The organism is Aeromonas sp. Y318-3, assembly GCF_027706185.1.
Taxonomy (GTDB): Bacteria; Pseudomonadota; Gammaproteobacteria; order Enterobacterales; family Aeromonadaceae; genus Aeromonas; species Aeromonas veronii.
In genome coordinates this window covers 1-24,105 of the sequence record NZ_JAPDCN010000008.1, presented here as the reverse complement: position 1 = coordinate 24,105, position 24,105 = coordinate 1, and the positions used below count along the sequence as shown (strand labels likewise).

At 58.4% G+C, this 24,105-nt stretch carries 11 protein-coding genes and 1 pseudogene; 6 read left to right on the top strand and 6 right to left on the bottom strand.

What is annotated here, in order from left to right:
* Positions 1–38: 38 nt before the first annotated feature.
* Both OKB77_RS12390 and OKB77_RS12385 read right to left on the bottom strand, forming a co-directional pair.
* Positions 39–761 carry an AAA family ATPase gene (locus OKB77_RS12390; RefSeq protein WP_058059563.1) on the bottom strand — a complete coding sequence of 241 codons (723 nt, stop codon included), beginning with the start codon at positions 759–761 and terminating at the stop codon, positions 39–41.
* Positions 762–803: 42 nt separating this feature from the next.
* Complete coding sequence (locus OKB77_RS12385; RefSeq protein ID WP_270817729.1) at positions 804–3,017, bottom strand: DNA-binding protein; 2,214 nt, start codon at positions 3,015–3,017, stop codon at positions 804–806.
* A 444-nt stretch (positions 3,018–3,461) separates the two neighbouring features.
* On the opposite strand from OKB77_RS12385, the gene OKB77_RS12380 reads away from it, so the two are divergent.
* The 4 genes from OKB77_RS12380 to fdhF all read left to right on the top strand — a co-directional run bounded on the left by OKB77_RS12380 (position 3,462) and on the right by fdhF (position 14,484).
* On the top strand, positions 3,462–4,142 hold the full coding sequence (locus tag OKB77_RS12380; RefSeq protein WP_270817728.1) for a LexA family transcriptional regulator: 681 nt from the start codon (positions 3,462–3,464) through the stop codon (positions 4,140–4,142).
* Positions 4,143–4,479: 337 nt separating this feature from the next.
* Positions 4,480–8,577, top strand: a complete 4,098-nt coding sequence (locus OKB77_RS12375) for an ATP-binding protein (protein ID WP_270817727.1) — start codon at positions 4,480–4,482, stop codon at positions 8,575–8,577.
* Positions 8,570–9,781: an EAL domain-containing response regulator gene (locus tag OKB77_RS12370; protein WP_270817726.1), complete on the top strand. Its 1,212-nt coding sequence runs from the start codon at positions 8,570–8,572 to the stop codon at positions 9,779–9,781. The genes OKB77_RS12375 and OKB77_RS12370 overlap by 8 nt, the downstream gene beginning before the upstream one ends.
* Positions 9,782–10,317: 536 nt before the next feature.
* Complete coding sequence (gene fdhF / locus OKB77_RS12365; RefSeq protein WP_270817725.1) at positions 10,318–14,484, top strand: formate dehydrogenase subunit alpha; 4,167 nt, start codon at positions 10,318–10,320, stop codon at positions 14,482–14,484.
* A 95-nt stretch (positions 14,485–14,579) separates the two neighbouring features.
* Here fdhF and OKB77_RS12360 read toward each other — a convergent pair whose 3' ends face one another.
* From OKB77_RS12360 to OKB77_RS12350, 3 genes are all read right to left on the bottom strand, one after another.
* Positions 14,580–15,437 carry an aldose 1-epimerase gene (locus OKB77_RS12360; RefSeq protein ID WP_158112416.1) on the bottom strand — a complete coding sequence of 286 codons (858 nt, stop codon included), beginning with the start codon at positions 15,435–15,437 and terminating at the stop codon, positions 14,580–14,582.
* Positions 15,434–16,885 (bottom strand): sugar porter family MFS transporter, encoded by a 1,452-nt coding sequence (locus tag OKB77_RS12355; RefSeq protein WP_270817724.1) that lies wholly within the window; start codon positions 16,883–16,885, stop codon positions 15,434–15,436. The genes OKB77_RS12360 and OKB77_RS12355 overlap by 4 nt, the downstream gene beginning before the upstream one ends.
* A gap of 81 nt (positions 16,886–16,966) precedes the next feature.
* Positions 16,967–20,245 (bottom strand): DUF5107 domain-containing protein, encoded by a 3,279-nt coding sequence (locus OKB77_RS12350; RefSeq protein WP_270817722.1) that lies wholly within the window; start codon positions 20,243–20,245, stop codon positions 16,967–16,969.
* A gap of 119 nt (positions 20,246–20,364) precedes the next feature.
* On the opposite strand from OKB77_RS12350, the gene OKB77_RS12345 reads away from it, so the two are divergent.
* Entirely contained in the window at positions 20,365–21,561 is a 1,197-nt protein-coding gene (locus OKB77_RS12345; RefSeq protein ID WP_270817721.1) for an ROK family transcriptional regulator, read from the top strand.
* A gap of 253 nt (positions 21,562–21,814) precedes the next feature.
* Positions 21,815–23,167 (top strand): tyrosine-type recombinase/integrase, encoded by a 1,353-nt coding sequence (locus tag OKB77_RS12340; RefSeq protein ID WP_042054129.1) that lies wholly within the window; start codon positions 21,815–21,817, stop codon positions 23,165–23,167.
* A gap of 352 nt (positions 23,168–23,519) precedes the next feature.
* Here the strand turns inward: OKB77_RS12340 and OKB77_RS12335 are convergent.
* Positions 23,520–24,105 (bottom strand): annotated as a pseudogene (locus tag OKB77_RS12335) (hypothetical protein); the annotation flags it as partial.

The window sequence follows — 24,105 nt, the reverse complement described above, 5'->3', positions numbered from 1 at the left end:
CCTCCCGTGCTTTGTTGTTATTGGGGTATATCTGGCAGCTAACGGCTGCGGCGCACGTCATGCAGCAGTTCGCTGGCGTCTACATCCTCCAGGCGGATGATGCGAGCGTCAGAGGCCATGGCCATCTTCTCGATCTTGTCGAGGGCTGAGACGATGGTACGAACCACCCCGTTGGAACGTTTGCGAATGAGATCCAGCAAGGCATCGTCAATTTCCACGTCCACCTCCAGCATTTCGCTGGCAATCAGGGACACGTCATCGAGATCGGCCGGTTTGAACTCAATCCATTGGGAGATACGGTTAAACAGCTGCTTGCGCTGGCTAATCCGGCGGGCAATCTCTTCCATCCCGACCAGGATCAGGGGTTGTTCGGTGGCATCGTAGATATCGCGTAGGGTCTCCATGATGCGGGCATTACCGACCACGTAATCGGCCTCGTCCACGAAGATGGCCAGCTCTTCGGCCCGCACGGCTTCGACAATGCTATCGACCTGGGCTCGCAGGTTGTGGCGCTGGGGGATGCCGATCTCTTTGGCTATCTGCTCCAGCAGGCTGGTGACGGTATCGGCCTTGTAGCAACGCACATAGATCCCGTTCACTTCGTCCTGGTTGAACAGCCATTCCACGGCGGTGGTCTTGCCAAAGCCGGAGGGGCCGTGGATCAGGCCAATGCCCGGCACTATGCTGGAGCGGTTGAGCAAGTTGTCGAGCAGTTGCTCGGTCTTGATCATGTTTTTGACTTCAACGATCTTGTGTTTCATAGTGTTTATGTCCTTTATCTATGGTTTAAACAGGGCTGCACGTTATCCATTTGCCTGGTTCTGACGTGTGGCCCTAACTTCATCCAGATGGCGATTGATCCGTTTTGCCATCAGCTTGTGGCTGTAGAGATACTTGGTCAGCCACTCCTTCTCCCGCTCGGTCAGCGGTGAATCCAATTCTTTTTCGGCCAAATGGATGGCCTGTTCGTATTCGGTTTTAAGCGCCCGAGACTCCTGCCCTGCCGTCGCTTCTAGTCGCTTGGCTTTCTCCTCGCGTCTTGCTTCGATGGCAGCCAGTTCTGCCACACTGAATCCGACCGGTTCACTGGGCGCCGCAACCCCTGTCAGGGCGGCCAACGCAGGGTTGTCGAGGTTCAGATCCGAGCGTTTGAACTGGGCCACATCCTTGGCCTGCTCAACAAAGTGAGTGACCACATCCTGGTGCAACTGGTCGATGCCAAATGTCTTGGCCACATTGCGCATCTCGCGGCGGAAGCGGGCCAGCACCTTGGCATCCTCACGCTTGGCGGCACGGAATGCGTCTGGACTGATGCCATTGCCGAGCAGTTCGGTATTGATTGCCTCCACTCGCTCTCCCCAATCTCCGGTGCGGTACAAGGTGGCGCGGCCCACATCGTTCGGATCGAGAAACACGCTGACCCGCTGGCCCTTCCAGGTATGCTCCAACAGTTCAGGGGCGCTGTATTTCAGGCCACCGGCCTTGATAAAGCCTTTGGAAACGGTCGCCTCACCGATATGGTTGAGCAGCAGATCCAACGCAGACTCATCGGTAATGGCCCGGCGCTGATAACGGGCGCTCTGGTACTTCTCGTTTGGGGTCATCCCCAGTGAGCTGTGCTTTTTGTTGTGGTAACGGGCATCCAGCCAGTTATCGAGCAGGGTCTGCAGCTCTTGGGCTGTCATCGCCAACTCATAAATTTCTTTTTCCGCATCCGGTTTGCGCTTCTCTTCCAACCGCTGGGCAAAGCTCTTGCGGGCTTCAATCACCTGCCGGTCAGCCACGCAGTGGCCTATATAGGAGGGCAACAACTCGATCAGACCGTGGCTCAGGGTGCGGAAAAATCGCTCGATAAAGGGCTTTTCCCAACCCGAATAGGCATTGGAGCGGCTGACATTGATATCCAGCAGGGTGCAGATCGACATGACCCGCTGGCTCACGTAGTCAGAACCGTTATCGGTGCGCATCACGCCGTTGTCGTTGAGCGTGCCCCAGGCCAACAGGGTTTTGCGCAGCAGCAGGCAGATCCCCTCACTAGAGGAGCTCTTGGCCACCAGCAGACGAACGCGGCGAGTAAACACGTCGATCACCGCAATAATGCTGTGACGGCCATCCACCAACATGGCATCGACCGGAGTGCTGTCGAACTCCCACACATCGTTCGGCTGACCCATCCAGGGGTACATCTCCTCAATAGCTGTGCGGTATTTGTTGTTGTAGGCGTCCGGGTTGGTGGCATAGGTAAAGGCCACTTTGTTTTCAGCCAACCACTTGACCATCCAGCGGCGCAGGGATGACTGGCTGGGGATGTGCCATCCCAACTTGTTCATCTCGTTGTACTCGGTGGCAAGCTCATGCAGAGCGCCCCACTTGTTGGCAAGGTGTGGCTTGGCCGTCACCAATGCGGTGAGGAACTGGGCCAGCTCAGGGCTTTGCTCAACGGTTGATGGCCGTTCACGCTGATAATTGCCAGCCAGTGCAGCTGGGCCTTCATTAGCCAGCGAGCTTTGCCAACGGCGCAGCGTGATCAGGCTGAATGGTTTTTGCCGCTCATAGACGCTGGCTGGCAACTGCAGGCTGCGGGTACGGTATGCCTCGATAAAGATCCGGCGACCAACCTCCCCTTGCTGGCAGGCGTGATAGGGCGCCAGAAAGATATCGGCGGCCTGCAAGATAAGCAGTCTGGCGTCTACTTTTTTGCGGGGGGCTTCGCTCAGGGTCAGCAGCTTACGGCCAGCATCAGGCTTGGCTGGGCGTTCCCGCTCCAATAGCTTGGCCATCGCCTTGCCACCAGCACTGTGATCGGTCACGGCATGACCTTGCTCAGCCACAGCCTGTTCAGCCAGATAACGGCGAGTTTCTGCTGGCAAAGAGCTGATATGATATTCGCTACCTTTCTTGTCAGAACATTTGCGCGCACTGAATTGTGCTGTTTTGGCTCGGTATCTGACTCCCTGAACTGTGGCAGGCATTCCGGGCAGACTCACCAGCTCCATTGGTGTGAACCACTCTTTCATTTGTTACCTCCGTACAGGTCAACACCAAGGGTCGTGCCAAGAGCCTGCATAACTCTCGATGAAACCGTGCCATTCGCTGGTTTTCTCTGTTTGCACGGGGCATAAGTGTGAATACACTCCTGCACAGTACGGGGCCGAAAACCATGCTCAATGGCCCAGTTCCTAACGGAGTAACCTCTCTTCTTAAGCTCTCCGTAGATGTGATTGGCTGTACTTATGCTCATGGGGTCACCGTGATACAATTTGAAAAATCTTTCGCGCATTGCGCGAACAATTTGATTGTTGATCATCTCAATAGAGATGACAACAAGAGTTTTATTACTTTCTCGTGCAAAATAATCTCTTTTGAGATGATTTTGATTTTTTTCATTAAGTTTCAATTGGTTACAAGAAAAGAAAGTAAGACAACGAAAAGAAAGTGCTCTTTCTTTTCCAGGGGGAAGAATGGAAAGTGAATTCAAGGAGCGGTTAGAACAAGTTCTTGCGGGACAAAGTGCGCGCTCTTTTGCAGCAAAGGCCGGAATGGCAGATACAACTTTGCGGCAATACCTCTATGGTCGTTCAGAACCCAACATGTCCCAGCTCATCAAGATCGCCAAAACCGCAGGGGTAAGCATTGATTGGCTCGCCACTGGGCGTGGCCCAAGAGAAGAATGTGAGTACCACAAGGTAACTAACTCTGAAGGTACTGATTTATTTGAAGAAGAATACGCACTGATCGATGGTTACCACATTGCCGTCAGCGCCGGACATGGCGCGTTTAATGATGACCATTGTGTTAAACGCAGGCTGGCGTTCCGCCGTAAGTGGCTCAAATACCGCCAGTTGAACCCAGATAACCTGGTAGTGGTGTTTGCCAAGGGGGACAGCATGGAGCCAACCATCCATTCTGGCGACTCTATCCTGGTGGATATAAGCCGCAACCAGATCCAGGATGGCGGCCTGTTCGTGCTTCGTCTGGGGGATGAACTCTATGCCAAGCGGCTGCAGAAGCGGGTTGATGGCGGGGTGAACATCATCAGCGACAATAAAACCGGATACGAGACCCTGGCGGTTATGCCGAACGAACTAGAGTCGTTGAGCATCATTGGCAAGGTGGTTTGGCTCGGTCACGATTTTTTTTAACCACCCCCGCTTCATTTTGGGGTTTAAACACCAGATTAAACCCCAAAATGCGTTGCCGAGACCCCACCCCTAGTTTTCATTTTTGGCGCATTGTTTCTTCGAGTCGTGCGCAATCTTTCATTTTGGCGCCGCGCGCGCCTGGTACCCTCCGATCGCCGTCTAACCCTTGTCAGCCTTGAGTTTGTCCCACGAACTCCCACTTACTTTCGGCTGCTCCCGGTTTTTTCATTCTCTGTGGTCGGTTACAGCGGCGCACGCCATTACCAGTCTGAATGAAGACGAGTTTGATCTGTCTGAGCGCGCCTGGCTGTCATCACACCAGGAGTTGGTCATCGGCATGCCGATGATGGGTGACCCTCCATACAGCTATAAGGATGCAGATCAACGCTTTACCGGCCCAGTCCCCGACATCGCGCAGCAGATTGCCAGAACGCTCGGGTTGACCCTGCGCTACAAGGTTTACCCCTCCTACGTGGATGCGCTAACCGGGCTTGGCCACGGCGCAATCGACATACTGGTGAACGACCAGCCAAGCGAACAATGGCGATCCAATATTGTCTCCCTCCCGTTTTTGCTCTCCATGCCGCGCGGCGTGCTGCTCAACAATGGCAAAACGAAGTTGTCACGACAGGATGCCCATGGTTTGCACTGGGTCTGTGTCACGGGAGTCAATGCTTGCAGTGAATTGAAAAAACTGGGATTTCTCCGTGTGACCGAGGCAGAGAGTCGCAGCGAAGCAGCGTTTATGCTCAAAAAGCGCATGGCTGACGCCTATCTTGCTGACATGCCGTCACTGGTGATGGTGAAAGATCAGCACTCCAAGGCTGGCTTCACCATTGCAACCCCGGAGTGGGTAAGCGGCACGTCTCTCTCCATCAATATGCACAAGAGCGACCCGGCACTGGTCAGCCTGGTGAGCAAGGCATTCAACGAGATACCGGTTGAAGATCGTCGTCATATGCTGGCAGCTACCACGACTAGCCAACATGCGGACTCAGGAGCGGTAAAGTCTGTGCAGTTTACCCCTGAGGAGCAGGAGTGGCTCAACCAGCATCCTGAGCTGACTTACGGCGTCTCTCCGGACTGGACCTCCATGAGCGAATTCAATTACCGGGGCAGGCTGGTCGGTTATGTGGCGGATCTGATGGCGCTGATGCAGCAAGTCTCCGGGCTAAAGTTCTCTCTGGTTCGCACCAAGAGCTGGGGGGAAACCCAAAATCTGCTGAAGTTGCGGCAGATCGATTTTATTCCGGCCATCTCCCCCAACCACGACCGCGGCCAGTTTGCGCTGTTCACCCCCGGCTATCTGTTTGTCGATCGGGTAGTCATTGCCCCCAAACGCAGTGCCGATATCACCGATCTCTCACTGCTGCGAGGGAAACGGGTCGGCATGGTGCATGGCTCGCTGGATAAAGAGCTGCTGACCCACATCGGCGCCCATCCGGTAGAGGTCAACAATGACAACCGCTTGCTGGAACTGCTGGACACGGGCGATGCCGACTACGTGATGGTCACCCTGCCATCCATCAACAAGCGGGTGAGCGAACGCTATCAGGTGGTCTATGCCGGCAAAGACTTGCGCCTGCCGGTCGCCATGGCCACGCGCAAAGATCCCATGCTGCAGCGGATCCTTACCAAGGTGCTCTATTCGATACCGCCGGAGGAGCTCAATAAAGTGGAGAGACGCTGGCTCTCCATGAGCGTGCAGACCGGCATCAACAGCGAAACAGTGCTGCTCTGGTTCGTAATAGGTGGCACGGCTGCCACTCTGCTGTTTGCCCTGTTCTGGGCGTGGAACCGCACTCTGAAACGGGAGATCGTGCAGCGACAACGGGCCGAGAAGACACTCAATGAACAGTTGGTGTTCATCCAGACCCTGCTCGACTCCCTGCCCAATATGGTGGCGCTGCGGGATCGCGATCATCGCCTGACCCTCAGCAACCGGGCATACCGCGAGCTGTTTGTCGGTGATGGGGAAGAAGGTGATCGCTGGGGCTATATGACCGAGGACGAGCGGCAACAGATGCTGCGCGAGGAGCGTGCAGTCTGGGAAACCGGCCAGATCTTCGAAGGATCGGGTTATACCCAGCGCGAGGGGGATGTTCCCCTTCACGTGGTCTACGTCAAGTTGCCCTATCGCGCAGCAGACGGCGCGATTCAGGGGGTGCTGACGGTATTGACCGATGTCAGTGCCCTCAAGGCCGCCGAAAACAAGGTGCGGGAAGTGGAGGGCAGGCTGCGGGACATCACCGACAGCATGCCGGGTCTGGTTTATCAATATCTCTGGCAAGGGGCCGGCAAGGGGAAATTCCTCTATCTGTCCCAAGGAGCCAGCGACATTCTCGGGATGACCCATCAAGAGTTGATGGCAGCCGAGTCTGGCGGCGTGATCCTCGGCTTGAACGACGAGGCGTTGGCAACCTTTATCGATAAGGTGGCCAAACATGCGCAAACCCTTGAGCCGCTCGATATGGAGGTGCTGGTGCCCTCTGTTCAGGGGGCGCGCTATATCCAGATCCGCGGCAACTTTGTGGCGCAACAGGGCCATGATCGCCTGCTCAACGGCGTGGTGCAGGACATCACCGCCATCAAGCAACAGGAGCATGAGCTGCGCGAGGCGCGTGCCGCGGCCGAGCAGGCGATGCAGGCTCGCAGCCGTTTTCTGGCCACCATGAGCCATGAGCTGAGAACCCCCATCTCGGGCATGCACGGCATGCTGGAGCTGCTGCGCATGAGCGAGCTCAATGATGACCAGCGCTATCTGCTGCGCAATGTGGAGAGCTCGGCCAACCACCTGCTCTATCTGGTCAACGATATCCTCGACTTTTCCAAAATCGAGGCGGGTCAACTGCACCTCAATCGCCAATCCTGCCGTCTGCAACCAGTGGTGTGCGACGTGATCCGCGGCCATGCCGCACTGGCCTACAGCAAGGGGCTGAAGGTCACGCTCCAGTGGGAGGAGCAACTCCCCGATCTGGCCGATATCGATCCGGTCAGAGTGGGCCAGGTGATTTCCAATCTGCTCAACAACGCGGTGAAGTTCACCGAGCAGGGCACCATTTCGATCCAGGTCAGCTATCAGGACCAGCAGCTGGTTATCGCGGTGACGGATACCGGCATCGGCATCGCCGAAGAGAAGCAAGCGCTGCTCTTTACCCCGTTCGAGCAGGTGGAGTCCGATATCAATCGCCGCTTTGGTGGCACCGGTCTGGGCCTGGCCATCTGTGAGCAGTTGGTGAGGAAGATGGGCGGCACCCTGACGGTCAAGAGCCAGCTCGGTGAAGGGGCCTGTTTCCGCTTCAGCATCCCGCTGCTCAATGTCCTGTGGGAACCACCCGCACTGGCGGGCAGCGAATGGTGGTGGCTGGGTAGCGATGCCGCCTTGCAGGCCACCATGGCACGGCTCGGCGCCCGGTTGACCCCCCTCGAGATCCACCAGCTCACCGCCGATCTCGACGGCCTGCTGTTGGCGGAAGAGGCCGCGCTGGAGTCCAGCATGGGGAGCGATTGGCACACCTTGCTGCAGTCCGGCACTCTCAAGGGGGTCATCCTCTCCCCCCGCGAAGCGTTGCGGGGGCGCATGGGCTCGGAGAACTGGTGGCGCCTCGGCCAATCCCCCCTCTATCCGGATCTGTTGCTCGAAAGCTGCCGCGAACTGATCACCGGGCGAGCCGTGACCACCCATGCCGCCAGCATCGAAAAACTGGGCGGGCGGGTGCTGGTCGCCGATGATCATCTGGTCAATCGCGCCCTGCTGACCCGTCAGCTGGCGATTCTGGGGGTGGAGTGCGAGGTAGTGGAAGATGGAGAGAAGGCGTTGCGCGCCTGGCAAACCCGGGATTTCGCCCTGCTGATCACCGACTGCCACATGCCGCACATGGATGGCTACACCCTGACCCGCCGCCTGCGGGAACAAGGGGAGCAGGCCCCCATCATCGGTGTCACCGCCGATACCTCGGAGGAGGCGGCAGCCAATATGACGGCAGCCGGCATGAACGGCATGCTGTGCAAACCCTATTCGCTGGAGTCACTGCGCCAGATGCTGCTGCGGTGGTTGCCCGCGACTACGATCACAGAGAGAGTGCCCGCACGACAGGCCATCAATCTCGACATGATCGGTCGCTGGCAAGATCTGTTTGGCGATGAAGGGATTGCCAAAAGCATGGCAAGGGAGTATCTGGCCTCCAACCGGAAAGATTGCCACGCTATGATGAGCGCGCTCTCCTCCGATGATAGCCAGGAGCTGGTGGAGATCGCCCACCGCATCAAAGGGGCAGCCAGAATGGTCGGGGAGCTCTCCCTGGCCGAGCAGGCGGCGCAACTGGAATCGGCGGCCCGCCTCAAACAGTTGAGCGAGCTCGCGCTGCTGACACAGAGAGTGGAAGAACAGATGAACAATATTGAACGTGAAATGGGATTGTGGCTCGATGAGTAGAACGGCAGACAAGTTGGTCATCATGGTGGTCGAGGATCACGGGTTTCAACGCAAGACCCTGATGCACCAGATCCGGGCGCTCGGTTATCAGCAACTGCTGGAGGCCGCAGACGGCATCGAAGCCCTGGCGCTGTGCCAGAGCCACACTGTCGACATCCTGTTCTGCGATCTGCGGATGCCCGGCATGGATGGCATGGCGCTGCTGCGCCGCCTCTCGCTGGGTGGCTTTCGGGGCGGCATCATCCTCTCCAGCGCGCTGGAAGATGACGTGGTGGAGGCCGTGCTGCGCATGAGCGCGGCCTATGGTCTCCATGTACTGGGTCGCATCGAGAAACCCTCCAGCCCGCAGCGACTGCGCCAGCTGATTGACTCCTGGGCGCCAAAGTCGGCCCCCTCGGGCAAGGACGATGGCCTCGTCCTGTCGGTGGACGAGCTCAAACGCGCCCTCGACAACGACCAGTTGCTGCCCTGGTATCAACCCAAGGTCGGCTTTGCGTCCGGCCAGTGGGTGGGGATGGAGGCGCTGGCCCGCTGGCAGCATCCGGAATATGGGCTGATCTCACCCGGCATGTTTATCCCGCTGGCGGAAAACAACGGCCTTATCGACCAGCTGACCGATGTCATCATCAACAAGTCGCTGCAGGATTGCCATCTGTGGGGCCAGACCGGCCTCTCCCTCAATCTGTCGATGAACCTCTCCACTACCTCGCTGATCGAGGGGGATCTCTGCCACTTCCTGATCAACCAGTGCCAGCGTTGGGGCGTCAATCCCGAGCTGATCACCCTGGAGGTGACCGAAAGCTCGTTTGTCGAGGATATCGGCAAGGCACTGGAGGTGCTGACACGACTGCGGATGCACGGCTTTGGCCTCTCCATCGATGACTTCGGCACCGGCTACTCCTCGATGCAACAGCTGGCGCTGCTGCCCTTTACCGAGCTCAAACTTGATCGCTCGTTTGTCGATCGCTGCTATGCCGACCCCTCCCGTCTGGCCATCATCGAATCGAGCATCGAGCTGGCACGCAAGCTGGGGCTGAAATCAGTCGCCGAAGGGGTGGAAGATGTGCAGACCTGGCAACTGCTGGCCAAGCTGGGGTGCGATATCTGTCAGGGCTTCTTCACCGCCCGCCCGATGCCGCGCAGCGAACTGCAGCACTGGCACCAGATCTGGCAAGCCCGGCTGCCGACCCTGATATCCGGCTGACCTCCCGCGACCAACCCTTTGGGCCAACAGGGCACCGATCGGCAGCGTGAATGGCCACCTTGGAAAAGGTGGCCATTTTCTTTGTGTCGGGCTCGCCACTCACGCATGCCCGCCCCCTATCCACCAACCTTTTATCCAACCGAGTGCCACCCACCCCCTTTGCTCTGTATGCGCCGCATGCCTTCATCAGAGCCACCATTTATGCAAAATAAGTTGCATCACAAATGGTGCTACTGACGGATAACACCTATCGCGAGCGAGAGCAGCCTCTCTTCTCCCAGACGCATAAACTGACAATAAGACAATGAATCGCCTGCTGTAACAGGAATAGTTCTCAACGATGCGCCGTGCCGATGAGGTAGACAAGACAACCTGAAATCGTTTTCCCTTTTGAACAATAAGCTGTCTAAAATCAAATAAAGTTGTAAATAATCTTTGTTATGGTGAGCGTATAGCAAGCGACCTCCCTGTCGCTTCCCCTGCTGGCTCCGCCAGATGCAGCATTTTCTGCGCCTTGAAAGCGAGTTTATGACGCCATGATCACCATCACCCTCGATGGGGCTCAGTTGACGGTTGACCCGACCAGAACCCTGCTCCAGATAGCCAAACAGCACCAGATCGATATCCCCTCCCTGTGCGGTGACAACACCAGCGGCCCCAAGACCTCCTGCGACCTCTGCGTGGTCGAGATTGCCGGTCTCGGCATCCGCCACGCCTGCGAGACGCCCCCCGAGGCAGGGATGGTGATCACGACCCAAAGCGATACCCTGCGCGTACACCGCCAGCAGGCGCTCGGCCGCATCCTCTCGGACCACTACGCCGATTGCGAAGCCCCCTGCCAACGCGCCTGTCCGGCCGGGGTGGACATTCAATCCTATCTGCACCATATCGCCATGGGGGATCACGAAGCGGCGATGGCCGTCATCAAGCAGACCCTGCCGATGCCCCTCTCCATCGGCCGGGTCTGCCCCGCATTTTGTGAGGCACAGTGCCGCCGCGCGCTGGTGGATGAACCGCTGGCCATTCGTCAGCTCAAGCGCCATGCCGCCGATCTCGATCTGGCCGAGATTGCCCCCTATCAACCGGCAAAGAAGCCCACCAAGGGCAAGCGGGTGGCCATTATCGGCAGCGGCCCGGGCGGTCTCACCTGCGGTTACTATCTGGGTTACGAAGGGTTCGAGGTCGATCTGTTCGAGGCGATGCACGAAGCGGGTGGCTGGCTGCGCTACGGTATCCCCGAATACCGACTGCCCAAGGCGATCCTCGATCAGGAGATCGGCCTGATGTGCCAAAGTGGCATGCGGATCCACACCCAGCAGCGACTGGGCAACCAGATCACCCTCTCGGCGCTGTGCCGCGACTATGATGCGGTCTGTCTGGCGGTTGGCGCTTCCAAGGCGGTGCCGATGGATTACCCGGGCAGCACCCTGGCCGGTTGTTATCTCGGGGTCGATTACCTCAAGGATCGGATGCTGGCCAAGCGGCTCACCACCGGCAAGAGGGTTGCGGTGATCGGGGGTGGTAATACCGCGATCGACTGCGCCCGCACGGCGGTGCGCCTCGGCGCCGAAACCACCCTTATCTATCGCCGCACCCGCGCCGAGATGCCCGCTGAAGCCTACGAGATTGACGAGGCGGAGCACGAAGGGGTGCGCTTTATGATGCTGACCAATCCGGTAGAGAATCTGCCGGATAGCCGTGGTCGCGTCTGTCAGGTGCGCCTCGAAAAGATGGCCCTCGGCGAGCCGGACGCCTCCGGTCGCCGACGCCCGGAGCCCACCGGTGAGTTCTTCCTTGAAGAGTTTGATACCGTGATTGCGGCAGTGTCGCAGCAGCCGGATCTCAGCTTTATGGAAGGGGAGCCCCTCACCCTCCCCTTCACCCGCTGGCAGACGCTGGAGTCCCACCCCGAGACCATGCACAGCGGCCACGGCAACCTGTTCGCCATCGGCGATCTGCGCCGCGGGCCCGCCACCGCCATCGAAGCGGTCGCCGATGGTCGCAAGGCCGCGCTGGCCATCGATCAGTTCCTTCACGGTGACATGATTGATCCGGTGCGCCCCTTCAACGCCTGCAAAGCCCCCACACTCAAGCAGGTCGATCCCGCCCAGTTTGCTCACCTGAAAAAAGTCGCCCGTACCATCATGCCCCATCTGGCAGAGCAGGATCGCGAGGGCAGCTTTGCCGAGGTGGAGCGCGGGCTGAGAGATGCCGATGCCCGCAGCGAGGCCAGCCGCTGCCTCGAGTGCGGCTGTCAGGCCAACACCGATTGTGCACTGCGCGACTACGCCACCGAATACGAGGTCGAGCAGAGCGCTCTCAATACCAGCCAGAGCCAGAAGTTTGCAGTGGATAACAGCAGCGAATTTATCGTGTTCGATGCCAACCGCTGCATCGGCTGCGGCCAGTGCGTGCAGACCTGTGGCGAACAGGCGGTACAAGGGGTGCTGCGCTTTGCCAAAAACAGCGATGGTACCCTCTCGAACCGGCCACAGTTCGACACGGGACTCTCGATGGGCGACTCCCACTGCGTGCAGTGCGGCGCCTGCGTACAGGTCTGCCCCACCGGGGCCCTGGTGGATGCCCGCGACAAGTCGCAGGGGCGCACCGAACTGCTCACGCCGGTCAATACCATCTGCACCTACTGCGGGGTCGGCTGCGGCGTCACCCTCTATGTCGATGAGGCGCGCAACCGCATCCGCTATGTGGAGGGGAACCGCAACTCACCGGTCAATAAGGGGCTGCTCTGCGTCAAGGGGCGCTTCGGCTTTGACTTTATCCAGAGCGAGGAGCGCCTCACTACCCCGCTTGTCCGCAAGGATGGCAAGCTGGTGCCCGCCAGCTGGCAGGAGGCCATTGAGCTGGTTGCCAAGCGCTTCACCGCCCTGCGCCAGCGCTATGGCAGCGATGCACTGGCGGGCTTCTCGTCGGCCAAAACCACCAACGAAGAGAACTACCTGTTCCAGAAATTCATGCGCCGGGAGCTGGGCACCAACAACGTGGATCATTGCGCGCGGCTCTGCCACGCCTCCACCGTCACCGGGCTGGAGGCGTCGCTCGGCAGCGGCGCCATGACCAACGACATCCCGAGCATTGATCACTCTGACCTCATCTTCATCATCGGCTCCGACACTTCGGCGGCCCACCCCATCATCGGCTCCCATATCAAGCGGGCCGTCACCACGGGCAAGGCGCGGCTGGTAGTGGCCGATCCCAAGCGGATCGAAATGGCGGACCACGCCAGCCTCTATCTGGCCCACCGCCCCGGTACCGACGTGATGCTGCTCAACGGCCTGATGCAGCAGATCATCAAGAACGAGTGGCACGACAAGGCCTATATTGCCGCACGAGTGGAAGGGTTCGAGGCGCTGCAAGCCGAAGTGCTCTCCCCCGCCTATGCACCGGACAAGGTGGCCCTCGTCACCGGCGTGCCGGCCGAGCAGGTGATCGCGCTCGCCCGCCTCATCGGCACCGCCGAACGCACCGCCATCTACTACTCGATGGGGATCACCCAGCACACCACCGGCCACGACAACGTGCGGGCCATCGCCAACCTGCAACTGCTGTGCGGCAACATCGGCATCGAAGGGGGCGGCATCAACCCGCTGCGGGGCCAATCCAACGTGCAGGGGGCCTGTGACATGGGGGCGCTGCCCAACTGCCTGCCCGGCTATCAGAAGGTGGCCAACCCCGAGGTGCATGCCCGCTTCGCCACCGTCTGGCAGCAACCGGACTTGCCGCGCACGCCCGGCCTCACCCTTACCGAGACCATCGATGCCGCCTGTGCGGGCAGCATCAAGGGGCTCTATGTGATGGGGGAAAACCCGGTGCTGAGCGATCCGGATCAGCACCACGTCATCGAGGGGCTCAAGCAGCTGGAGTTTCTGGTGGTGCAGGATATCTTCCTCTCGGAAACCGCACAGCTCGCCGATGTGGTGCTCCCCTCCTGCTCCTTTGCCGAGAAGAGCGGCCACTTCACCAACACCGAGCGGCGAGTTCAGCGCATCTCCCCCGCCCTCAAGGCACCGGGCGAGGCGCGGGAGGACTGGTGGATCATCCAGCAGATCGCCAACGCCATGGGTGGCGACTGGCGCTATCAGAACGCACAGGAGATCACCGCCGAGATCTGCCAAGTCACCCCGCAATACGCCGGCATCCAGTGGGACAAGGTGGGAGCACAAGGGCTGCAGTGGCCCTGCAACGACGCGGCACCCGAAGGCACTCGCCTGCTCCACGGCAAGCAGTTCACCCGTGGCAAGGGGGAGATGGTCGCCACCCCGTTCCGCTATGCCGCCGAACTGCCCGACGAGACCTATCCCATCGTGCTCACTACCGGCCGCCTGCTGGAGCAGTTCCACACCGGCACCATGACCCGCAAGACCAAGGGGCTCGACAAGCTGGCCGGGCCGCGGGTGATGATGAACGTGGTGGATGCGCAGCGGTTGGGCATCAGCAACCGCGAGCGGGTGAAGGTCACCAGCCGCCGCGGCCATATCGAACTGCCCGCCTTCGTCACCAAACGGATGCAGCCGGGCGTGGTCTTTATCCCGTTCCACTTCGCCGAAGCCCCGGCCAACCGGCTCACCATCAATGCCACCGACCCTCACGCCAAGATCCCCGAGTTCAAGGTGGCAGCGGTGCGCATCGACAAGCTGACCAGCCAACACACCTCGACACCACAGCCAGAGATGGAGATAGCCTGACCGGAGATCAGGTAACACGCAGGATAATCCGCAATAAAAAGAGCCACCCGACGGGTGGCTCATTGCGTTCACCAATACCACAAGCCAGATCATTATCAGCCCCCGGACGCCACTGTCAGGGTCATACCGATACTCATGCGGTCACCTCTGGCGAGTAGCCGCAAACCGGGGTGACCGGCCAGGTGGTGGGCATTGGCGGCGTGACTCTGGGGCTCCAGACAGACGAAGCCACTCCCCTCATCGGGCTGATAGAGCATCAGGAAGGCACACTCGCTTGAAACCAGCAGCCGCTGCTGGCGGGCAGGATGGTCAAGCTCGGCCTGACCGCGCCAGCCGCCGTAACAGTTGTTGAGCCACCCTTGCGGGCGAGCCCACTGGCGAAAGTCGAGGTGGGGAGCAAGCCTGCTCGACCAGTTGATCGGCAGATGATCTGCTCCCTCTTGCCAGACGCCGCTCGCCAGAAAACGGATGCGGGTCTGCTCGTCGCGCCAGAAGAAGGGGTGAAAACCCGCGCCGTAGAGACAGGGGCTCTCCCCAAGATGGGTCAGGCTGATCCGCGCCACCAAGCTCGCCCCCTGCAGCCGATAGTCGATCTCCGTCAGATAGTGAAAAGGGCCGCATTGGCTGGTCAACTGCAACGTCACCGAACTGGTAGAACCCGCCACCCACTGCAATGACTGCAACCAGCCATCGCCGTGCAGGAAAAAGTCGGGATCGACGGGACTTTCTGGCAAGCGATGCTCCTCCCCCCACAACTCAAAACGGTTGCCTGCGACCCGGTTGGCCAGCGGCAACATGGGAAACAGCGCGCTCTGGCCGGGATGCCAGGGCTGCGCCAGGTCAGTGTCGCGCAACAGCGGGCGCCCCTGCTCATCCTCCAGCCCCAGCAGACAGGCCCCTTGTGTTGAAACCCGCATCCGAAGATGCGGGTTGCTCAATGTGTATACCGTCATGCCGAAGCGCTCGCCTTGGTCGGCGTCAGTTCGACCTTGCCCTGGGCCAGCTGGGCTTCCAGTGCCTCCAGCGTCACCCCTTTGGTCTCAGGCACCTTGCGATAGATAAAGATGAGACCGGCAAAACAGATAAGGCCATAGAGCAGGAAGCTGCCCGCAGCCCCCAACCCGGCATTGAGCAGCGGGAAGGTGTAGGTCAGCACGAAGCAGGCGATCCATAGCGCCAGCGTACCGGCCGACATCGCCAGCCCCCGTACCCGATTCGGGAAGATCTCCGAGAGCAGCACCCAGGTGACCGGCGCCAGGGTCAAGGCATAGATGGCGATGGCCGCCAATACCAGCAGCAACACTGGCAGCCCCAGTACGCCTGTGGCGTAGGCCGCCGCCATCATGCCGTAGATAATGGTTAGTCCCGCCGAGCCAATCAGCATCAGCTTGCGACGGCCAATCTTGTCCACCATGGGCAGTGCGATCAGGGTAAACAGCAGGTTGATAAGACCGGTGGCGACGATGGATTTGAGGGTGCTGTTGATGTCAAACCCGGCGGAGGCAAAGATCTCCTGCGCATAGTTGAAGATGACGTTGATGCCGCACCACTGCTGGAAGACCGCCAGCACAATCCCGATGATGAGGATCGGCCGCACCGAGGGTTTGCCCAGCTCCGCCAGCGAGACCTTGTGGGTCTCGCCCACCAGAGTCTGACGGATATCGGCCAGGGTCTGCTTGGCATAGGCATCCCCGCCAATCTTGCCGAGCATGCGGGAGGCTTTCTCATACTGACCATCTTTGGCCAACCAGCGCGGCGACTCCGGCACGAATAACATCAGCACCAGAAACGCCAGCGCAGGTACCAGTTCGGCACCGAACATCCAGCGCCAGCCGGACTGACCATTCCAGGTCGCCAGAATATCGGCCTGAGTCGCATTGCTTGCCACCGGATCGGCGATCATCAGATTCACCAGCTGAGCCGCCAGTACCCCGATGACGATGGTGAGCTGGTTGATGGCCACGAACTTGCCGCGCTTGTTGGCCGGGCTGATCTCGGCGATGTACATGGGCGAGAGCGCAGAGGCCAGACCGATGCCGATCCCGCCGATGATGCGATAAACCACAAACAGATCGAAGTTGCTGGCCGCAGCAGTGCCCCACGCCGAGATGGTGAAGAGAATGGCGGCCAGGATCAACGGCTTCTTGCGACCGAAGCGGTCGGCTGACCAGCCGGAGATGGCTGCGCCCAGCACGCAACCCACCAGCGCCGAGCTCATGGCCCAGCCGGACTGGGCCGGATCCGTGATGGCAAAATAGGCCTCATAGAAGGGCTTGGCCCCGCCAATCACGACCCAGTCATAACCAAACAACAGGCCACCGCAGGCGGCCACCAAACAGATCATCCAGATGTAGCTCATATTGAGCCCATTCGTATCCAATTGATTTTTCGTGCGTTCCATGACTCATCCTTTCTATCTTGTCGATTGTAGGGTGCAGTGGCGCCCCTCACCGTGGCGGGGCGCCGGTTTTTGTTATGAGAGTTATGAGTGGAGTGACAGCTCGCGGCAGATCAGGGCAAAGAGGTGCCCCTTGTCGTGAGCCGGGTTAAGGGTGAGCAGCTCTCGCAAGGTCTGTTCACAACCATCCCGCTGACCCAGCCCCAACAGACCGAGTGCTCTGACCAGCAGACAGTGCTGGCGATGTTTGTGTTGCGGGTCGTCATCCAGCACGATGAGATCCGGCAGTGAGACGGCGAAGAAGTCCGCCTCGACAGACTCGCCCATCGCCTGCTCGGCCCAGCCGACCATTCCTTCAAAGAGACGCTGCGCCTCCGCAACCCGACCAAGACGTGCCAGCGCCATACCCTGATAGAAGAGATAATCCACCGGCTGATCGTTGTAGTAGCGGCTGGCCCCGAGCGATCCTTGGCCGAGGCAGGCCAGTTGCAGGCACTGGGCCGCCAGACTCTGGTTGTCACAGGCCAGATGGCAGAGCGCCAACAGGTAATGGATATCGTTGTCGGTCTGTCCTACCAGACGCCCCTCCCCCAGATTGAGGGGGTAGTGCAACGCCTGTTGCAGCAACGGAATGGCCTGCTCGTGGCGTCCCTGAATCATCAACGCCAATGCCCGGCGTTGCTGATTGATGAGGTACTGGCCGGTCACCTTGCCCTCGCCCCCCTCCCAGGGGTGGAATTCGCGCAGCCGCAAGATCTCGGCCGCCACATCCAGCTGGCCGGTGATGTGATAGAGGCCGAGCAATTCGGCGGTCAGATCATCGCGCTTGAGGACCACCTCACGATGCGCCTCCAGCAGCGCCAACCGCTCGGCGGGTGCCATGGCGCAGCGCTTGTGCAGTTGATCCAGCTCGAACAGCAGGCGTGCATCGTCCTGCTTGAGGGAAAAGGCTCGGCTCAGGCACTGCTCGGCCGCCACCGGATCGCCGCTCTTGTTGAAGTGATAGATGCCAAGGTTGCGCCATGCCGGGGCAAACCCGGGCGCCTGCTCGCACACCTGCTGCCACAGGGCAATGGCTTGCGGGTAGCTGCGCTTGCTGTAGTGGAAGCAGCCCAGCAGATAGCTGGCAAACCAGCTGTGGGGCAGTTGCGCCAGCATGGCCACCTCGCCAAGGGTATTGGGGAAGCGCACCTTGCAGCCAAAGGCCTGCTCGGCTCGAGCCAGCAGGGCATCCTGCGCCTCACCTTCCGGCAACAATGCAGCCTGGAACAGCAGCGGCAGGGTCTCCTCCACCGGCAGTGTTGAGAGCAGTTGCTGCGCCAGCTCGGGGCGTCCCAGCGCCAACAGATCGCTTGCCAGGAAGCAGAGATTCACCCCGCGCCCGTTGCACAGAGTGCGCAGCGCCTCGAGATCGGTCGACTGCTCGCTTGCCAGCCAGCGCAGGAAGGCCAGTTGATAGTGAAGTGGATAACGAACGCGCTGCTCGTCGATATAGGCGATGGCCGCCTCCTGCTCACCAGACTCCAGCAGCGCCAATCCCTTGAGGGCGATAGCGCCGTAGTGGGTGCCGTTGACGGCAAGACTCTTCTCGACAAATTGCAGTGCCTGCGCGGGCTCCCGGCGCACCATGGCGATACGGGCCAGCCCGAAGAAGCCGCTGTCGCGGCAGTTACCGCTCCAGGTCGCCTTGTAGAAGTCATCGAAGGCGGCATCGAACTGCCCCAAACGTTCCTCGATGTGGCCGCGCAGCAAGCTCGCCTTGCCACACTGGGGGTTCTTGTTGAGGCGATGGGCACGGACCAGCGCCTGATTGACGTAGGTCAGCGCCTGCTCATAGTTGGCGCGGTTGTACTCCAGCGTTGCCAGCGCCAGGTTGCAGCGATAGTCGCCGCCATCGAGCTCCAGTGCCCGCAGGTAGTAATCAAAGGGCGAACGACTGGCGTGCAGATACTGCTCCAGATGCTGGCCGATGAAGTAGAGCTCGTCGACCGAGTCGAGATTGATGGCGGGCTCCGGCGCAGTGGCAGGATCAGGCAGGGCTTCGCCAGCGGGCTGATGCTCGAGATAGCTCAGGATCGACTGGCCCTGCTCATCCAGCAGGCGTACCTGCAAGCGTCCCTCGCTGGTGATGGCCTGCGGCTCAAGCCAGGCCTGACCCGGCTGCAAATCCAGAGGCTGCGTAAACAGTACTCCGCCCTCGTCGCTTACCTCGAAACTGGCCCCGCGAATTGGCGCCACCGCATAGACCCCGCAGACGAGGCCGTCATCGCTGCGCTCCAGCTTGATGGCGGCGCGGGTGTTGGCGTTTTGCAGGGTGCCGAGGGTGTTGTAGGGCAGGAAGTTCTGCACGAACACCTTCTCTTCCCCCGCATCCAGCCAGGTGAAGTCGGGCTGATTGTCGGTGTAGACCCCGGTCATCAGCTCGATATAGGGGCCATTGTCATCGGTCAGGTTGCGATCCCAGGCCAGACCGAAGTCACAGTTGCCCCAGCTCCACTGCTTCTTGCCCGGCGAGACGTGGTGATCCGCCACGTGCAACAGACCGCCTTGCTCGTCATGGCAGTAGGCACCGACGAAGTCGTAGTCGGACCTGTCCGCCATATAGGAGGTGGGCACCGGAATATTGCGGTAACGGGAGATATCGACCCCGGCGGAGTAGTCCACCTTGTAGTAGGTACCGCGGGCGATGGGGAAGGCACTGACGTCGCGCTTGCCGTGGTCATAGACGGCGGTCACATCGGGCGGGAAGACGCTCTGGTGGGCATCGCCCCCTTTCACCGCCGGGTTGGACCACCAGAGGAAGTGGCGCGGCGTGTCGTTGCCGTTGAACACCTTGCCAGTGATCTCGATGAGCGCCTTGTCGGGATAGAGGGTAAAGCCCGCCATCACCTGCAGACCACGCATCGGCTCCACCTCGCCGAGCCAGACGGTCTTGGCGCCGCCCTCCCGCTCCGTAATGGCGAAGTCCACCGGCATGAAAGTGGTGGGTCTGTGGTGCTGCGGCCAGTTGAACTCGATGCCGCCGGAAATCCAGGGCCCCACCAGCCCCACCAGCGCCGGTTTGATCACCTCGTTGTAATAGACGAAGTCGCGATTCATCACCTTGTCGTAGGCACGGTGGATACGCCCCCCCAGCTCCGGCAGCAGCATCACCTTGATAAAGTCGTTCTCCAGCCAGACCGCCTGATAGGACTTCATCTGCTTCTGGCCGGTGAGGGTGTCGATCACCCCATAGGGATAGACAGCCCCCGAGGAGCCCTGATAGACCCGCTTCTCGAGAAACATGGGGTTGGGATCTTCGGCGCCTACCTCGTAGGTCGGCAGTGAGATGGTCTCTACCCAGACCTTGACATCAGCTCTCATTAATCTCGCCTCACTCAACATTTGTTAGTAAAGTTTTCAGTGAGACCAGATTAGAATGGTTAAACCTGCATTAATTGCTGAAAGATCACGCAATACAGTAAGCGGAGTTTAGTGAAGCGATGAGCATAGGGTTGAACAACCAGAAGGTCCGCCACCACAACAAGCAGGTGCTACTTGCCCTGCTCTATCAGCTAAAAGAGGCGAGCAAGTCCACCCTGGCGCGCTACTGCGAACTCTCCATTCCTGCGGTCAGCAAGATCCTTGACGAGTTGGTGGCCGATGGCGCCATCAGCCACAGCGATCAGAACCTCTCCCAGCGCGGCATCAATGGCGGCAGCTACCGCATTGCCAGCGGCCAAGGGGCCATTCTTTGCCTTAATATCAGCCCCACCCATCTGGAGAGCATCCTGGTGGATAACCTGATCACCCCGCTGGGTGAGTTCAGCGACCAGAAGATTGCCCCACAAACCCCCGATGAGCTGCTGCACCTGATTGAAGCGCACTACTACCAGCACAAGCGCCGCCACAAGGGACTGGCGATCCGGCTGGCCTTGGCGGTACACGGTCAGGTCAACCCGGCGACCGGGGTATCGCAAACCATGCCGCAAGCCCCTTGGCACGCGCCAGTTGAGCTCAAGTACCTGCTGGAGGAGCGGCTGGGTTGCGAGGTGATGGTGGATAACGACTGCATCATGCTGGCGCTGGCCCAGAAGTGGCAGGACCGGGAAGGGAACGGGGATTTTTGCGTCATCAACGTCGATTACGGTATCGGCTCGGCCTTTATCATCACCGACCAGATCTACCGGGGCGCTCTGTTTGGCAGCGGCCAGATAGGCCACACCATCATCAATCCGGACGGCAGCGCCTGTGCCTGCGGCCGCTATGGCTGCCTGGAGACGGTCGCCTCGCTGTTTGCCATCAAGAAACGGGCTAGGGTCTTTCTCAAGCAACAAGCCAGTGCCGACAACCCGGCGCAGACTGGTGTAGAGCTGGATACCGCCCAACTGATCACGCTCTACCATCAGGGGGATGCCATGATCCGCGCCCTGGTGGACGAAGGGGCCCGCGCCATTGGCCTGAGCCTCTACAACTTCCTCAATATCCTCAATATCAACCGCATCTGGCTCTATGGCCGCAGCTGCCACTTTGGTGAAACCTGGCTGCAAACGATCGTCAGTCAGACCGGCGCCAACCCGTTCGACTGCAGCGATGCGGTCAACGCCACCCATATCCGTTTCGGCCAGCTCAGCCGCGCCCAGCAGGTGATGGGGATTGGCTATCTCTATGTGGAGCGAGCCTTGGCAAAAGCCATGTAAAAAGGGCAGGTTTCACAAATGAAACCTGCCCTCACGATCTGGTGCCGATAAGGGGAATCGAACTCCTGACCTTCGCATTACGAAGTCAATAAACTCACGTTTAATCCTGTCTTGATAAAGCCAACGAATAAATTCATTTTCATTAAATTCAATGACTTAATATCACATCAAATTCACTCTTGTCCAACGACATACAACCCTATACGATGCCAAATGTGGTACCCCATGTGGTACCCCAACACGAGGTTTTAGGATGATTTCTCAAGATCGACAAGTCGCGGCAGCAGAGCTTAAAGAAGGTGCAACCGCAACCCGATTTGCTATCAGCTCTAAACATGGTAACGGGTTATCACTCGAGGTTCGGGCAGGTAAGCAAAAACGCTTCGTGTATAGATTTAGGCTACTTGGCAAGCAACAAACCATGGTACTTGGACTATACCCTGCTATGGGACTTGCTCAAGCTCGTGAGCGACATTGTGTTGCGGTGGGGCAAGTCAAACAGGGCATCGATCCCCGTCAGGTTGTTGCAGAAGCTAAACAAAAGAACGAACAGATGCTCGTGCTTGATGAACTGTTTGAGCAATGGCTTAGCCACAAAGCCAGCGTAAAACGCCGTGATGGCGTTCGATCAGAGATTAGCCTTCGAACCGTCACTGATTATCGTCGAATCTACCAAACACACTTGCAAAAGGTCCTTGGTAAATATCGAGTTTGCGATATCACCATGGCCGTCCTCCACCAACACTATCAGAAGCTACAGAAGGTCTCTCTGGAAGGGCTTCGCAAAGCAATGGGGATAATGAACCAGGTGATGGAGGAGGCTATGCGACGACAGCTTATCGAGATGAGCCCCACGTTGGCACTCAAACCCAAAGTGTACAATGCGACCCCCAATCCACCTCGAGATCGCTGGCTACCAATCTCTGAATTACGAGCCTTGTGGCATGCATTAGAAGAGGGCGTTGAAGGTGGCGGAGCGTTAACAGCTGGTGGCCGTGGCATTGCTACGACTTCTGTTCTTTCTGGAAGTGTCGCCAATGCAATTAAAATCGTCATATTGAGCGCGGTTCGTCGAGGTGAAGTGATATCGATGCAATGGGCACACTTGGATGGTGATCGCTGGACGATCCCGGAAACCAAGAATGGGCGCCCGCATGTGGTGACCTTGTCGCCTTTGGCTCAGGAAATCATTTCAGAGCAGCGAATTATAACCTCCTCTACCAGTCCATATGTGTTCGAATCCACGACGAAGCTGGGTCATGCCATCACTGGTGACGCACTTATGCGTGCCCTTGACCGGCTACAGAAGCGTAAGCTGGCTGAACTTGAGCCTTTTAGCGTACACGACCTGCGGCGCAGTGTTGCAAACTGCTGTGGAATTGAACTTGGTGCAGGACCTCTAGAGATTGAGCATATGCTGAACCACCAGATCAGTGACAAACTCCTGCGAACTTATCAGGCGGGTGCTTTACGTAACCCTGAAAAACTGAGGAGTTTATTTCTTCGGTGGGGGGATATTGTGAAACATCAAATAGCCCAACATGAAGTAGAAAAATCACCTGATGTTATGGGGAACGTAATCCAAGGGACATTCGGTAAACGCTGAGTTTTCAGCTCAATCAGACCTAAGAAGGAAGCGGCCGATGGCCGCTTCCTTCTATGAGCCTGTTTAGCCTGATATGCTACGCAGCCACCTGATGGGCACATAGCTGATGCGGCGCCTTCCCTGGCCATTAGTCCTGCCTGTCAGGTGGTCTGTTGCAGGTGCTCCTGATAGACCTTCTGCCACTTGGAATGCTCAGACTTATCGCCTCTGGCCAGCCAGAAAGCACAGATATGAGCAATACTTCGCTCGAGCCATGAAAGTATAACGCCAAAAGCTGCGAATTTAGTTTTTTAGCGTGTTTGAGTAATCCATTGCTAAATTTTGTGGATTTACTTTCATCCTTGGGCTGTTGCTAAAATTTATATTTAGATCTATTCCTTACTGGCTTGCATTGCGCTCCCTTACCAAAAGAGCGTGCTTTTTTACCATTTGGAAGGATTGTGTCCACATGGGCTAAAATATCCTGCCTAAATAGAGATTCTAACTCTTCATATAAAGCATGGCTACTATTACCACCATCCATCAAATTAAACTCATACCGATCTCCAGGATAAGCAAAAACATCCCCTTCGCCGTCTTTTATGATAGTACTTTTCCAGAGCTGCCCGATCGTCTCTCTTATGTCAAGTTTATGCTCCCACCCTCGACCTAAAAACAAAAAAACATGCATGTAGTATCCTCTGACAGAGCAATAGTCCAACTTCCAAATATATCCATCTACATGCCTAAACAATCGATTTCTCGAGCAGTTTATGAAAAGCTTGCGCCGTCCTTCTACTAACTCTTCTAGCTTATCTTTGAAGCCTTCGGTTTGGGAAGCAATTTTCAATGGTTCCTTATCCAAGCCTTTTGTTTCAGGCTGTGTAGCTACATTACTAGACTCGATATGGATGTCATCATCTTCAGCATACATATTCTCTATCTCTGGTTTGAAACCC

Excerpts from the sequence above, each read along its gene's own strand:
- OKB77_RS12390 (WP_058059563.1), bottom strand. The coding sequence starts at position 761 with ATGAAACACAAGATCGTTGAAGTCAAAAACATGATCAAGACCGAGCAA.
- OKB77_RS12385 (WP_270817729.1), bottom strand. The coding sequence starts at position 3,017 with ATGAAAGAGTGGTTCACACCAATGGAGCTGGTGAGTCTGCCCGGAATG.
- OKB77_RS12380 (WP_270817728.1), top strand. The coding sequence starts at position 3,462 with ATGGAAAGTGAATTCAAGGAGCGGTTAGAACAAGTTCTTGCGGGACAA.
- OKB77_RS12375 (WP_270817727.1), top strand. The coding sequence starts at position 4,480 with ATGCCGATGATGGGTGACCCTCCATACAGCTATAAGGATGCAGATCAA.
- OKB77_RS12370 (WP_270817726.1), top strand. The coding sequence starts at position 8,570 with ATGAGTAGAACGGCAGACAAGTTGGTCATCATGGTGGTCGAGGATCAC.
- fdhF (WP_270817725.1), top strand. The coding sequence starts at position 10,318 with ATGATCACCATCACCCTCGATGGGGCTCAGTTGACGGTTGACCCGACC.
- OKB77_RS12360 (WP_158112416.1), bottom strand. The coding sequence starts at position 15,437 with ATGACGGTATACACATTGAGCAACCCGCATCTTCGGATGCGGGTTTCA.
- OKB77_RS12355 (WP_270817724.1), bottom strand. The coding sequence starts at position 16,885 with ATGGAACGCACGAAAAATCAATTGGATACGAATGGGCTCAATATGAGC.
- OKB77_RS12350 (WP_270817722.1), bottom strand. The coding sequence starts at position 20,245 with ATGAGAGCTGATGTCAAGGTCTGGGTAGAGACCATCTCACTGCCGACC.
- OKB77_RS12345 (WP_270817721.1), top strand. The coding sequence starts at position 20,365 with ATGAGCATAGGGTTGAACAACCAGAAGGTCCGCCACCACAACAAGCAG.
- OKB77_RS12340 (WP_042054129.1), top strand. The coding sequence starts at position 21,815 with ATGATTTCTCAAGATCGACAAGTCGCGGCAGCAGAGCTTAAAGAAGGT.